Raw genomic sequence first — 12,870 nt, 5'->3', positions numbered from 1 at the left:
GGATGAGGGATGAGGGATGAGGGATGAGGGATGAGGGATGAGGGATGAAAAGATTAGTGTGTATTCTCAACTTCTGAATTCTGAGTTTCCTATAAACTTCTCTGCATTACTGAGTCCGAATATGAATGGTTGAGGCTGAAAGTCCGAAGTCCCGCGAAATTGAGGGGTCGGGGGGCAGAAGCACTCTACATCAAAGCGAAAAAACTTTATAGAATTCACCCTTAAACTTCTAAATGTATCGCTATCTGATATTCCACAAGCCTTACAACGTGTTGAGCCAGTTTACGGATGAGAGTCCGACTCAGGAGCGCCAAACGCTCAAGGACTATATTCCGGTGTCGCTGGTGTATCCCGTGGGGCGACTGGATCAAGATAGCGAAGGGCTGATGTTGTTGACCAATCATGGAGCCTTACAGCATCGATTGAGTGACCCCAAATTTGAGCATCCTCGAACCTATTGGGTGCAGGTTGAGCGGATTCCTACCGACGAGCAGTTGGAGCCACTGCGGACAGGCATTCAGATTCAACACTACAAAACTCGACCCGCGATCGTTTCGCTTCTCCCTCAAGAACCGGCCTTACCGCCCCGCGATCCGCCCGTTCGATTTCGTAAAACAGTTCCCACAGCCTGGCTCGAAATCACCCTCACCGAAGGACACAACCGACAGGTGAGAAAAATGACCGCCGCCATTGGATTTCCGACTCTGCGATTGGTGAGAGTGGCGATTGGGCACCTGCGTCTAGAAGGGCTGGCACCCGGACAATGGCGCGATCTGACTGATGAAGAACTGGCTCCTTTGCTCAAATTAAACCAGCGATTGCGGTTTCAATAAGACCTTCGACAAAATCACATACAAGACCGCTGCCACGATCACGCCATTCACAGGAGCAATATCAAAAAAGACAATACCCGTCTGATTGTTAGACGAAATATAAGCTACAACAGAAGCGACCACATAGCTGATAATACCAGCCCAATTAAAAGCAGGTTGAGTTTCATCTAACGAAGGGAACTGCCCCTGACGATAAAACCAGAAATCCGCCATAATAATCCCGCCAACCGGAGGAATCACAGTCCCCAAAAAGATCAGGTAGGGCACCAACATCTCATAGATACCTGCCCAGGCTAACACCAACGCGATCGTCGCTCCTCCCAACACAAACACAGTTCGTTTATTAATCCGAAACATATTTGCACTGGCTACCGCGAACGCATAAATAGTATTATCTTGCGTCGTCCAAATATTCAGCAACAACAAAACAATTCCACCTAAGAGAATGCCTTGTTGAGCCATCACCTGCACAATATCTTGATTGCCATAGACCAGCGCGCAATAGGCCCCGGCAAACACCATCAGACCATTGACTCCCAAAAAGGCGGCTAAAGTGCCCCCGATCGCGGTTCCGCCTGAGTTGGCAAAGCGGCTCCAGTTGGTTGATTGCGTTCCGCCAGAGACGAAAGTTGCGACAATTACGGTGAGTGCCTGACCGACACTGAGCTGTGCGGTAGGCGCGATCGCTTGGATGCCCGCAAATCCGCCGACCTGGTTGGTGGCGATCACGAGACTCCACAAGATCAAAATCACCATCAGGGGCACGGCCAGCCGACTCAGCCAATCCATCGCTCGATAGCCAATATAAGCCGTTGAGCAAAACGCATAAGTAAAAAACAAAATGCTCAACCAGTTCCAGGAAGGCGGAATTCCTAGTAGCTTATTAACCACATCGCCCACCAGCGCAGACGTGTAAGCATACCAGCCAATCTGCGTAAAACCGAGAATAAAATCAACCCAGCGAGACCCAATATTACCAAAGCTAAATCGCGCCATCAGCACCGTAGACAGCCCGCTTTTGTAAGCAATGTAGCCCAACGCAGAGCAGTAGAGGCCCAAGATCAGATTTCCGATCAGAATAATGCTGATTAAGTCAGGCGCAAATCGAAACGCCGGGCCAACCTTTCCCCCGGCAAACAGCGTCGTCGAAGTCAGCGCAAACCCCATCAACAAGGGGCCCAACGACCAGATCGATCGCCGCTCACTCCACGGCACCGGACTCAATGGATAATCTTCTTCAACCAGAGACTTTGCAGCCGTCTGCGATTTAATGGAGCTACTCATAACACCCACATTCCAGCGTTAAGGATGGGTGAATTTTCGCATTCACCGCAGGGTTGAAAAGTATTACAAGTGACTGTTTTTTGAGTTGCTTTCTCAGTACGGCGATTATGTTATTTCAATCATCTATTTGTGATTTGCTGCCTTCATGATTTGCTATGTGGGAGCATTGGCAAAAACACCCCCACCTTGTTGACCTAAATGATCCCAAATTGGATTACAAACTTGCCGTTTTTCCGGTTTCTGCCTGTGTCTCGATCGGCTGCACGTTGGTATAGCCCATTCCACTCGCAATCTCGCGCAATAACGAAATTTGTTCTTCAAACTCCAGGGACTCGATCGCGCCCAACGCATTGCTTACCGCCTCAGAGGGACTGTAGCCTTCGGGCATTCCGATCACCGTTTCTCCCATTGCTTGGGCCCAGGCGTACCAGACCATCAGTTGATTATTTTCCTTGAGCGCTCCGTAGGCGTGAGAATATTCGGTATCCGCTCGATTTACGATGTCACGCATCACATTCATCTGATTGTCGTGAGAAAGATTGTAAAACTCTTCCATCAAGATCGGCGCTAATTCTGGCTCGGTGGCCGCAGGGGCCGCAGGCGTGACCGACGCTCCCATTTTTTCATAAACGTAATACAGCAGCGCTAACTTATCGTCAGTGCCCAACTTGTCATAGGCGGCGATCGTCTGTTGGGTTTTTTCGTCCAGATATTCAGAACGCACCGTGTTTTGGTTTGCAGACTGAGCCATGAGTTATCTCCAAAAAATAATTCGTATTCATTAAAGAGGTATCAGGCTTTACAATTCATCGTCGCCCATCCTCCGACCGAAGTGGAGTCTCTCTTACGAAGGAGGTTCAAGATCTGCCCTCAGACGGTTCAGAACTACGGGGATCACTCTGCTACGGTGACAGCATCTCAAGATAGTTAGCCAGCGATGGCAGTCAAGAAATCAATAACAGGAGTTTTTATGTCAGATATTAACGATGTGAATCAGACCTACGACGCTCAACAGGCTGCCGAAGAAATTGCCGAAGGCGATCGTCCCGCTCCTCAAGTCGATGTCTCTAGCGACTATGAAGCCTCCAAAGAATACAGCGTCAGTGAAGTCGATCGTACGGGCGAGGGTCAAGAAGCTGCCGAAGCGGCCACCGCTCCCAAATTTGAAGTTTCTCAGCCCGAAGCAACCAAGTTCACCGCAGAACCAACGGGCGACCCCAACGACTATCTCGACATGGCTAAAGACGTTAGCGGCACCAGTGGATCGACTGGAAATGTGAGCGATGATCTGGTCAAGAAAGCGATCGAGCTAGGACAACCCGGACAATAAAAAATCGTCACTTCGAGAACGCTTCGCTTCGTCGGTTGCAGAATCGCGATCGCCCCCTAACTCCCTTACCCATAAAGGACTTTAAACCGGAAATCCTGTCCGGAAGTCCCCCAGATTGGGGGGTTGGGGGGCAGAAGCCTTGAACACCGAAGCGAAAAACTTCATTTAACCAACAGCACCGCCTACGTTATTTGGGTTCAAGAAAATCGAACTTTTTGTTGATCTTGCTGCTCAAAAACGTGGCTTGCGTCCAGTCATTCGTTCTGGTTACATCAGTTTAACGAAGGGCGGCTACTCTCAAATTGGCGACTTCGACATCGGGCAAATCTTGGAACAGGGCGGTACTGAGATAGCGTTCTCCAAAACTCGGCTGAACCATCACAACTAGTTTTCCTGCATTTTGGGGACGTTTGCCCACCTGGATTGCAGCACACAGCGCAGCCCCCGAAGAAATGCCCGACAAAATCCCTTCTTCTCGCGCCAGACGACGACCATAGGCGATCGCGTCCTCATCCGCAACCTGAATCACTTCATCGATCAAGTCCACTCGCAAAACCTTGGGCACAAATCCTGCTCCGATACCTTGAATCTTGTGAGGCCCTGGCTGTCCGCCCGACAAAACGTGACTATTCATCGGCTCGACCGCTACAACCTTAAAGTCTGGTTTGCGCGGTTTGATGACTTCAGCCACTCCGGTGATGGTTCCCCCGGTGCCAACGCCTGCGATGAGGAAGTCGATCGTGCCATCGGTATCGCGCCACAATTCTTCTGCTGTGGTTTCTTGATGGATTTTGGGATTGGCAGGATTCTCAAACTGTTGAAGCATGTAGGCTTCTGGTACAGCAGCCACAATGTCATTAGCGCGCCGAATCGCCCCTTTCATACCTTCGCTGCCGGGGGTGAGTTCTAGCTGTGCACCGTAAGCTTTTAGCATGGCTCGTCGCTCTTGACTCATCGTTTCTGGCATCGTCAAAATCAAGCGATATCCTTTTGCAGCGGCAACCATCGCCAGCGCAATTCCCGTATTGCCAGAAGTCGGCTCGACTAAGATTGTTTTTTGAGGATGAATTTGTCCAGCAGCTTCGGCAGTCTCGATCATGCTGGCCCCAATTCGATCTTTGACCGAAGAAGCGGGATTCATGCCTTCGAGTTTGACGACGATCTGAGCAACACAGCCTTCTGCTTGAGGAATACGATTGAGCCGAACGAGGGGAGTTTTGCCAATCAGTTTGGTAACGTTATCTGCAATGTGCATAAAGTTCTCCTGACGATGAGTAGCGGACGACCTTGAAGCGAGGAGGCTGATTTTTTCGCCCTAGCTCTGAGTATAGTACTCAATCTCGATAGGCTTTGTGAACTTCGGAGGAATTTAAGAAAGGTTAGGAACGATCGCTGCAATTTAGCCTAGATCATCACTCTGCAAACAGCCTTTCTTTAAGCCAGATGCCTTCTTTAGCGTGGAGATAGCGCGGATCTGGGTGAAGCGCGATCGCTCGGTCATAACACTGTAAGGCATTGCCGTAAGCCATCATTTCAGTCAAGAGCAGTCCTCGATTAAACCAGGCTTGATGATCAGTGGGCGAAATGGCAACAGCGCGATCGTAGGCTGCCAGTGCTTCTCCGGGTCGCTTTAGTCCACATAGCGCATTCCCTCGATTGTTCCACGCTTTATTATTGTTGGCGTTGAGGGCGATCGCTTGATCAAATGCAGCGACGGCGGCAGCAAATTCTCCTTCTACACAAAGGGCACAGCCTCGTCGGTTCCAGTCTTCTATACAGGTTTGGTCATGAGAAGTCATATCGATAGGTTTAAGAAAACAGTTGTAAAAAGAATGCGAGGTCTTCGATCGTGCAAAAAATGTTCTGAATTTGCAATCCATCCTTTGACTGACAACCGACCTAGGGAATTGATGGTGAGACAGTCAAAAATTCATGGCAAAATCAGAGTGAAAGCTGTTATTACCCAGGATGTTGCATGTTGACTTCGACTGACTTTAGCGGACTGTTTAATCAGCGTTTCTTAAATAACTTTTTTCCGATTCCGGCAACGAGTTCTCTAGCGTTGGGTTCAGTGACTCCCAGTTTTGATTTATTGGATGTCAATCACGATCGCTCTGTTAAGTTATCCGATTATCAAAACGATCGTCCTGTGATTCTCGCCTTCACTCGCATCTTTACTGAAAAGCAGTATTGTCCGTTTTGTTTTCCTCACATCAAAGCGTTGAATGAGCAATATCAGCAGTTTGTCGATCGCGGTGTAGAGCTATTGTTAATCACCAGCACTGATCCGGCTCAAAGCAAAAAAGTCGTTCAAGATTTGGGGCTAAAAATGCCGCTGTTGACCGATTCTAGCTGTCGAGTGTTTCGAGCTTATCAAGTGGGTCAAGCGTTGGGTGCGCCCTTACCTGCTCAGTTTGTTCTCGATCGTTATGGCATTCTGCGCTACAAACATCTTTTCTCATTCTTGGATCACAATGCCAGCGTCGAAACGTTGTTAAGCGCGATCGAGTCCCTCTAAAACTAGACAAACTGCTTCGATTTAGCCGCCTTTATCGCGGCAAATCAGGGCAGACAAACTCTTGTTGAACAGCAGTCAGCGTGATGGTTTGTTTTTGCTTATTGGGAACTAAAATTTGTTGAAGTTGTAGTGTTGTATCAGTTAGTTGAGCGATCGTTGCAGTGTAAGTCAGTTGTCCATCTTCAACCACGCGCAAAACACGAGGGGCAGCTTTGTCGATCGTCCAGGTTGAAATTCGGTAAGTCTCGACACAAGAGGTCTGGAGAAGGGTTCCGTTAGGCAGAAAGACATAAATGCTTCCCAATGCTGGCTTTGAAGGTGCCTTTGTGACCCGCCAAACTCGACTAAAAAGCTGCGTCAGATTAGCACTTGTCTTGGGCGGAGAGGCGGCGATCGAGACTGACGGCTGTAGGTTTTCTGCAATAGCCGATTGCGAACAAGTCACTACCATCACTAAAAAGCTAATAGGCAACGGTAAAAGATATTTGATCATGATGTTGATTAACCCTGTTTTGTTAACTTAAATTTGATCTATTTTTTTGCTTCGTTGTCTTAGACTTCTGCCCCCCAACCCTCCAATTCTGGGGACTTCCGGACTTTTGCCCTCAACCATTCATATTTGGACTCAGCGATGCCCAAAAATTCATAAGATCTTAGAATTCAGAAGTTGAGAATACACACTAATCCTTTCATCCCTCATCCCTCATCCCTCATCCCTCATCTCTCAAATATTGTTCATATCCAATCTCATCCAATTTTGCTTGTTTCTTCATCACAGTGTCAGCAAAACTTTGACGATAATTTTGCACCTTTTGTAAAAGCTCTGAATTGTGAGTTGCCAAAATTTGTATCGCTAATAATCCAGCATTTCTGGCATTGCCGATCGCCACCGTCGCCACCGGAATTCCAGCAGGCATTTGCACAATTGAATATAAAGAATCCAACCCTTGTAAATGACGACTCGCCACAGGTACGCCAATCACAGGTAAAGGAGTCAGTGCGGCCACCATTCCTGGCAAATGAGCCGCCCCCCCTGCCCCGGCTACAATCACCTTAATTCCTCGCTGGTGTGCTTGTTTGGCATAGTCCACCATGTGATCGGGCGTGCGATGCGCCGAGACAATTCTCACTTCATAAGAGATATTAAATTCTTCGCAAACTGCGATCGCGCCCTGCATCGTCGGCAAGTCAGAATCGCTGCCCATAATAATGCCAATTAACGGCTGAGTCATGTGATCGGAGTCCGGTAAACTAAATGAGGTTTTGAGAGGCTGAGAAATGAATCCGGCGATCGCGTCCCACCCTAACCTGGATATTATCAATGCTCGGCTCCCCGGATACGAAGGATTGCAGGTAATCTCAATTATTCAAGGCGTGATTCGCAAGATTGCGCCTCTTCAAAATCGAGAAGTCTCTGCGATCGCTCAGGTTCTCGATGTCGAAGGCGATTGGCTGTCACTGGGCGGAGTCGATTTGCAGATCAACGGTGCCTTGGGGCTAGCCTTTCCAGACCTCAATTCTGAGAATGCACACCAACTAGACACGATCGCCCAATTTCTCTGGGAGCAGGGCATCGATCAATTTTTACCCACGATCGTCACCACGTCAGTTGAAAACATTCAGCGATCGCTGTCCACAATTGCCCATCCCTCCTCCCTCCTCCCTCCTTCCTCCTCCCTCCTCCCCTCCCCCCCGATCCCCGGCATCCATCTAGAAGGCCCCTTCCTCAACCCCCAAAAACGAGGCGCACATCCAGCCGAATTTCTCCTGCCTCTGGCTGTTGAGCAGATTAAGCGAGTGTTGGGAGATTATGCCTCCATCGTCAAGATTGTCACCCTCGCTCCCGAACTCGACCCCACTGGAGAGGCGATCGCCTACCTCCGTTCTCTAGGAATCATCGTCAGTTTGGGCCATTCTCAAGCCACCGCTGCTCAAGCGCAACAGGCATTTATTCAGGGTGCATCAATGGTGACTCACGCCTTTAACGCCATGCCCAGCTTGCATCATAGAGAACCAGGGCTTTTGGGAGCAGCGATTGTCCATCCCCAGGTGCAGTGTGGTCTAATTGCCGATGGTCAGCACGTTTCGCCAATCATGATGGAATTGTTGCTCAGAGCCAGTTGCGGCATTTTTTTGGTCAGCGATGCGCTCTCCCCGCTCGGCTTACCTGATGGACGCTATCCCTGGGACACTCGCCAGATTGACGTGAAAAACGGCACCGCTCGACTTCTGGATGGCACACTCTCCGGCACCACCCTACCGCTTTTAGTCGGCGTACAAAACCTGGTGAAGTGGAGAATTTGTCCAGTTGAGCAAGCGATCGCCCTGGCAACTCTGGCCCCCAGACGAGCGATTCAGCAAAACAGTGGGTATCTTAACCAACCTGCACATCTGTTGCGCTGGCACCTAGACCTGATCACAGACGAATTGAAATGGTGGAGATTATAGAAGTATACGGAGCCACCGCACTCAGCTATTTGTATGATTTTTGTGTGACAGATTGATTTCTGGCTGACTCAAACCATTTTCGGTTTTGGGCTTGCCTTAGACTGCACGTTGAGGACAGCATCAGGGCGAGTGGCAATCCCCTGTGAACAAAAAAGGGGCACTTTTTTCAGGTGCCCCCAAGATACTCAGATTGACTTGTCAAAGCAAAAGTAACCTCACTGTCCACCAGCTTTCTAAATAGACATGGGCGAGATGTCTAAGCAGTGGTCATAGGGATTTTGCCTATCCGTAGGATAACTGAGAAACGTCAGGAGTAGTGTGAGCTACATGAAAATTTCATGAAAGCGAAACTTCCTTCGTAGCTAAATCAGATAGGTCAATCCTAAATCAAATATTTGCTAGATCGTTTTGCGCCTGATGCGTGAAGCGATTTTATTTTGCAAGTTATGCGTCCAGGTCACCCAAATAAAGATTTAAGCAAAAAATAAAACTTGTGACAGATTCTCGTTTGGTTGGGGGACGATCGAGTAATACCATTAACCTGTTGGGACTGACACAAAGTAGGAACGTCAACGACTCAGCACTGAAGTGACTGAAGCTCTCCAGCTTAGAAACCTCAGTTTCAGTTGACCAGCCTCAGACCTTCGCGGTCTACGTTTTTTGAGTCACGACACCCTGGGATGCGACGCTAGTCCCCTGCTCTGTCGTTAATCGTTAAACATCTTTATTTGGGTTAAGGACGTGCGATTAGCCGAACAAGCTCTTAAAACATTGGCGAAGCGAACATCACTCCGCAAGGAGGCTACTGCGGTAGCAAACATCGTCGCGATGCGTACAGGACGAGCGATTTGAAGCGGTAATTGTCCCGTTGAAAGTGCAATACAAAAGCACCCCGAATCTAGTAGTTCCAAGGCGGTCGCGACACCCAAAATCTAGGAAGAACACGGTGGTTAAAACCGCTCGTTGGCTTCCCTCTCAGGTCTAAAGACACTGAGTTTCCCACCTATCGAGGAGTTTTTATGAACGTAGTGGATGACAAAACCGTTGTGCGAGAGTATTTCAACCAGACGGGGTTCGATCGCTGGCGGCGCATTTATAGCGATGGTGAAGTCAACAAAGTCCAGCTAGACATCCGCAAAGGGCATCAGCAAACGGTGGATACGGTGTTGGGCTGGCTAAAAGAGGATGGCAATCTACCAGAACTGACGATTTGTGATGCGGGCTGTGGAGTCGGGAGTCTGAGCCTGCCGATCGCGCAAACTGGGGCAAAGGTTTTTTCGAGCGATATTTCCGAAAAGATGGTCGGAGAAGCGACGGAATGCGCCACAGCTTTGGGTTTATCTAGCAATCCGACGTTTTTGGTGCAAGATCTGGAGGAACTAAGCGGCAAGTATCACACAGTAATTTGTCTGGATGTGTTGATTCACTATCCTGCTGACAAAGCGATCGTCATGATTGAACATTTAGCAAGTTTGGCAGACGATCGACTGATTCTTAGTTTTGCGCCTAAGACGTTTTTGTTGACGATTTTGAAGCGAATCGGTGAGTTTTTTCCGGGGCCAAGTAAGACAACTCGCGCTTATCAACATCGAGAAGCAGAAATTGTCAAAGTACTAGAAAGCTGCGGCTTCCAAATTCAGCGAAATGCAATGACCAGTACGCGCTTTTACTTTTCTCGCATTCTAGAAGCGGTTAGAAAATAGTCAGCAAGCGATCGCACGGAATGGAGTTTTATGGCTACACAAATTGTCCGACTCCATTCCTTGATGAATCGCTAATCCTCTCGGCTATTTCTTCTTTTTTCCTTTTTCTTTTTTGGCTTTTCCGTCCAGTGATCCCTCGATTTTGGCGTTGAATCCGTAGATTTCACGAGTCCCGGCGAGGGGCACTAAATTAATAGTGCGATCGTCTCCTGGCTCAAATCGGACTGCTGTTCCTGCGGGGATGTCTAGCCGCATTCCTCTCGCTTGTTCTCGGTCGAAATCTAGAGCAGAATTGACCTCATAAAAGTGAAAATGTGAGCCAACTTGAATGGGTCGATCGCCTTGATTTGCTACCTTTAATTGAAGGGTTTCTTTGCCTGCGTTGAGTTCGATTTCTCCGTCATCAATCAGCATTTCACCGGGAATCATACGCTGCTCCTAATTAAATCTATTGAATGGGATGATGAACGGTCACTAACTTTGTACCGTCTGGAAACGTGGCTTCGACCTGCACTTCATGAATCATTTCTGAGATGCCATCCATCACATCTTCTTTCGTGAGCAGCGTTGTCCCATAGCTCATCAATTCTGAAACTGTGCGACCGTCTCTTGCGCCCTCTAAAATTGCAGCAGAAATGAAAGCGATCGCCTCTGGATAATTTAACTTTAAGCCTCGATCTTTGCGTCTTTCTGCTAGTAGCGCAGCCGTGAAAATCAAAAGCTTATCTTTCTCTTGTGGGGTTAATTGCATATTTATTCCGGTTGGTCACTATCGATAATGGCTTCTAGCTCGATTAAAAGATTGGGAAGATCCTCGATCGCGGTGCTCCATACAACATCTAAGTTGATATCAAAATAGGCATGGGTGAGACGATTCCTCATTCCGATTACTTGTGTCCAGGGGATTTGAGGGGTTTCATTTTGGCGTTCTCTAGTGATGCGAGAAGCGGCTTCTCCAATAATTTCAACACATTTTACAAGCGATAACGTCAGCATTCGATTGGTTTCGAGATCATTTCTAGTGTGGCCTTGAGCAAACGCGATCGCTTCTTTAGCCGCTGTTCTCATATGCAATAAGCGAACTGAATCATCAATGAACATACTGAACTAAAGCTAAATCAAGAACTTTTTGCCGAAAATAATGACTCAAGTCTTCAGGCGTTCGCAAATCTACCTTACGACCCAGCATTTCTGTTAGCTCGATCTCCATTCCTGCTAATCGAATCAGTCCAGGAATATGGTTCGATTCAAACTCGACCAAAACATCAATGTCACTATTAACATGAAAGTCATCCCGTAAAACAGAGCCAAACAAAGATAACTTTAGAATATGGTGCCGCCTACAAAAATCAGCAATTTTATCTTGAGGAATCTCGATCGGAAGTTTGCGCTTCATTTTAACCTCCGCTAAAGTTGCCAAACTCTGGGAATGCAAACCGGACGATCGCAGTAGAGTCCTCTGAGCGATCGCCAAACTTCTACAAACCACTGTCTTGCCTCCATTGTAGAGTGACCGCGATAGCGACACAGCAAGCCCGACATGAGACGAGTCACCCCTGCAAATTCGGGATTGCCTGTCCACAGCGATCGTGCCTTTTCGATGAATTCTGGCTCGACTGATTGCCCCACTAGCGCCAAACTGCCAATCACGGGGCAATTGTTCAAACCGTGGGGACTGGTGAAGGATTCTTCGCTGCCCACAAGCCTCTGGCGATCGATCCACAGCGGCCGATCTTCTTGCCAGACTTCGGTGTGTGATCGCCATTCTCCTTCGACGAACTTCTCGCCTCTGGCGCTGCGTCCAAATCGGCTCAGATCCCAGCCTAACCAGCAAGCGCCTGGTGCTAAATCGACGCGCAGGTGTTGACGATAAATAGACTGATTGAAGACGATCGTTTCTTGAGGAAACCATTCTAGACAGGCATCGGCATCTAGTCGAAGGTGCGTCGATTGTTGGGCGGGTTTGCCAGTGGTGCGATAGATTTTGGCGGCGGCGGCTGTGGTGATTAGCGCTCTGGAGGTGGGATGGAGTCGGAGATCACAGGAAAGGCGATCGCCGCCCACAAGTCCGCCTGCGGTATGGAGAATTACGCTGTGACAAACTTCGTCGCCCTCTGGATAAAAGGGGCGCTGTACTTTAAAGGGGGCTTGTCCGAGATTGCGGATTAGCTGAGTGGTGCCTTGGCGGTTGACAAATTCCAGGCAGAGGCGGCCGTGCCAATCGGTTGGGACATCAGTGGAAACGGGATGCGGTTGATTCACAAAATAAAGCGAGCTAACCCACCATTATTAGGCGTTGCTGATTGGAGGGATGAATCTGTGGGAAGTGTCCATCTTTTCGCCCCCTAAATCCCCCAAAATTGGGGGACTTTGAACCTTGGGGTTCCCGCCGCTTTGGGGCAATTCATCCCCTGATTCAGCAACGCCCATTATTATTTTGAAAAGATACCACTTTTAGGGAGTTTTGGTAGTTTGTCGGCTCTCATTTTGTAAGTGAGTCCTGAAACTTGCGGTGGGGAGAGTGTCTTTGTGCTTGCTTTAGCCCTGGGCAACTATGGGGAAACTGTCTTCTACAGCCCATGTGAATTGATTAATAACGAATTGGCGTTGCTGATTGGAGGGATGGATCTGTGGGAAGTGTCCATCTTTTCGCCCCCTAAATCCCCCAAAATTGGGGGACTTTGAACCTTGGGGTTCCCTCTGCTTTGGGACAATTCATCCCCTGATTCAGTAACGCCAACAGATTAAATTTTG

The 12,870-nt window shown here is 48.6% G+C and carries 16 protein-coding genes; 5 read left to right on the top strand and 11 right to left on the bottom strand.

The window, feature by feature from the left end:
* Positions 1–233: 233 nt before the first annotated feature.
* On the top strand, positions 234–833 hold the full coding sequence (locus ACJ2PR_RS22485) for a pseudouridine synthase (protein ID WP_446878622.1): 600 nt from the start codon (positions 234–236) through the stop codon (positions 831–833).
* Here the strand turns inward: ACJ2PR_RS22485 and codB are convergent.
* Positions 807–2,117: a cytosine permease gene (codB, locus tag ACJ2PR_RS22480; RefSeq protein WP_446878621.1), complete on the bottom strand. Its 1,311-nt coding sequence runs from the start codon at positions 2,115–2,117 to the stop codon at positions 807–809. The two genes, ACJ2PR_RS22485 and codB, sit on opposite strands and share 27 nt — an antisense overlap.
* Before the next feature lie 214 nt (positions 2,118–2,331).
* The gene (locus ACJ2PR_RS22475) at positions 2,332–2,868 is read right to left on the bottom strand and encodes an orange carotenoid protein N-terminal domain-containing protein (RefSeq protein ID WP_446878620.1); all 537 of its coding nucleotides are present in this window, start codon (positions 2,866–2,868) and stop codon (positions 2,332–2,334) included.
* Positions 2,869–3,087: 219 nt separating this feature from the next.
* Here ACJ2PR_RS22475 and ACJ2PR_RS22470 point away from each other — a divergent pair, with 219 nt between their 5' ends.
* Entirely contained in the window at positions 3,088–3,447 is a 360-nt protein-coding gene (locus ACJ2PR_RS22470; RefSeq protein WP_446878619.1) for a hypothetical protein, read from the top strand.
* A 277-nt stretch (positions 3,448–3,724) separates the two neighbouring features.
* On the opposite strand, the gene cysK is transcribed toward ACJ2PR_RS22470, so the two are convergent.
* Both cysK and ACJ2PR_RS22460 read right to left on the bottom strand, forming a co-directional pair.
* Complete coding sequence (cysK, locus tag ACJ2PR_RS22465) at positions 3,725–4,702, bottom strand: cysteine synthase A (RefSeq protein ID WP_446878618.1); 978 nt, start codon at positions 4,700–4,702, stop codon at positions 3,725–3,727.
* Between the two features lie 157 nt (positions 4,703–4,859).
* Positions 4,860–5,246 carry a tetratricopeptide repeat protein gene (locus ACJ2PR_RS22460; RefSeq protein WP_446878617.1) on the bottom strand — a complete coding sequence of 129 codons (387 nt, stop codon included), beginning with the start codon at positions 5,244–5,246 and terminating at the stop codon, positions 4,860–4,862.
* A 176-nt stretch (positions 5,247–5,422) separates the two neighbouring features.
* Here ACJ2PR_RS22460 and ACJ2PR_RS22455 point away from each other — a divergent pair, with 176 nt between their 5' ends.
* Positions 5,423–5,965, top strand: coding sequence for a peroxiredoxin family protein (locus tag ACJ2PR_RS22455; RefSeq protein ID WP_446862565.1), 543 nt, complete (start codon positions 5,423–5,425; stop codon positions 5,963–5,965).
* Positions 5,966–5,996: 31 nt separating this feature from the next.
* Here the strand turns inward: ACJ2PR_RS22455 and ACJ2PR_RS22450 are convergent, their stop codons facing one another.
* Positions 5,997–6,458 carry a hypothetical protein gene (locus ACJ2PR_RS22450; RefSeq protein ID WP_446878616.1) on the bottom strand — a complete coding sequence of 154 codons (462 nt, stop codon included), beginning with the start codon at positions 6,456–6,458 and terminating at the stop codon, positions 5,997–5,999.
* A 217-nt stretch (positions 6,459–6,675) separates the two neighbouring features.
* Complete coding sequence (purE, locus tag ACJ2PR_RS22445; protein WP_446878615.1) at positions 6,676–7,197, bottom strand: 5-(carboxyamino)imidazole ribonucleotide mutase; 522 nt, start codon at positions 7,195–7,197, stop codon at positions 6,676–6,678.
* Between the two features lie 46 nt (positions 7,198–7,243).
* On the opposite strand from purE, the gene nagA reads away from it, so the two are divergent.
* A complete protein-coding gene (gene nagA / locus ACJ2PR_RS22440; protein ID WP_446878614.1) occupies positions 7,244–8,413 on the top strand; it encodes an N-acetylglucosamine-6-phosphate deacetylase in 1,170 nt (389 codons plus the stop codon).
* Between the two features lie 1,019 nt (positions 8,414–9,432).
* A complete protein-coding gene (gene bchM / locus ACJ2PR_RS22435; RefSeq protein ID WP_446869527.1) occupies positions 9,433–10,116 on the top strand; it encodes a magnesium protoporphyrin IX methyltransferase in 684 nt (227 codons plus the stop codon).
* 84 nt (positions 10,117–10,200) lie between these two features.
* Here bchM and ACJ2PR_RS22430 read toward each other — a convergent pair whose 3' ends face one another.
* The 5 genes from ACJ2PR_RS22430 to ACJ2PR_RS22410 are packed head-to-tail and all read right to left on the bottom strand — an operon-like array spanning position 10,201 to position 12,378.
* A complete protein-coding gene (locus ACJ2PR_RS22430) occupies positions 10,201–10,545 on the bottom strand; it encodes an urease subunit beta (protein WP_446878613.1) in 345 nt (114 codons plus the stop codon).
* Between the two features lie 19 nt (positions 10,546–10,564).
* Positions 10,565–10,867, bottom strand: a complete 303-nt coding sequence (gene ureA / locus ACJ2PR_RS22425; protein ID WP_446862571.1) for an urease subunit gamma — start codon at positions 10,865–10,867, stop codon at positions 10,565–10,567.
* Between the two features lie 2 nt (positions 10,868–10,869).
* Positions 10,870–11,217 (bottom strand): HepT-like ribonuclease domain-containing protein, encoded by a 348-nt coding sequence (locus tag ACJ2PR_RS22420; RefSeq protein WP_446878612.1) that lies wholly within the window; start codon positions 11,215–11,217, stop codon positions 10,870–10,872.
* The gene (locus tag ACJ2PR_RS22415; protein WP_446878611.1) at positions 11,207–11,512 is read right to left on the bottom strand and encodes a nucleotidyltransferase family protein; all 306 of its coding nucleotides are present in this window, start codon (positions 11,510–11,512) and stop codon (positions 11,207–11,209) included. Before ACJ2PR_RS22415 ends, ACJ2PR_RS22420 begins: the two co-directional genes overlap by 11 nt.
* An 11-nt stretch (positions 11,513–11,523) precedes the next feature.
* Complete coding sequence (locus tag ACJ2PR_RS22410; RefSeq protein ID WP_446878610.1) at positions 11,524–12,378, bottom strand: urease accessory protein UreD; 855 nt, start codon at positions 12,376–12,378, stop codon at positions 11,524–11,526.
* Between the last annotated feature and the right edge of the window lie 492 nt (positions 12,379–12,870).

The organism is Phormidesmis sp. 146-33, from assembly GCF_052939515.1.
Note: the sequence above shows the minus strand (reverse complement) of the source record. Positions and strands in the feature narration are given on the sequence as shown.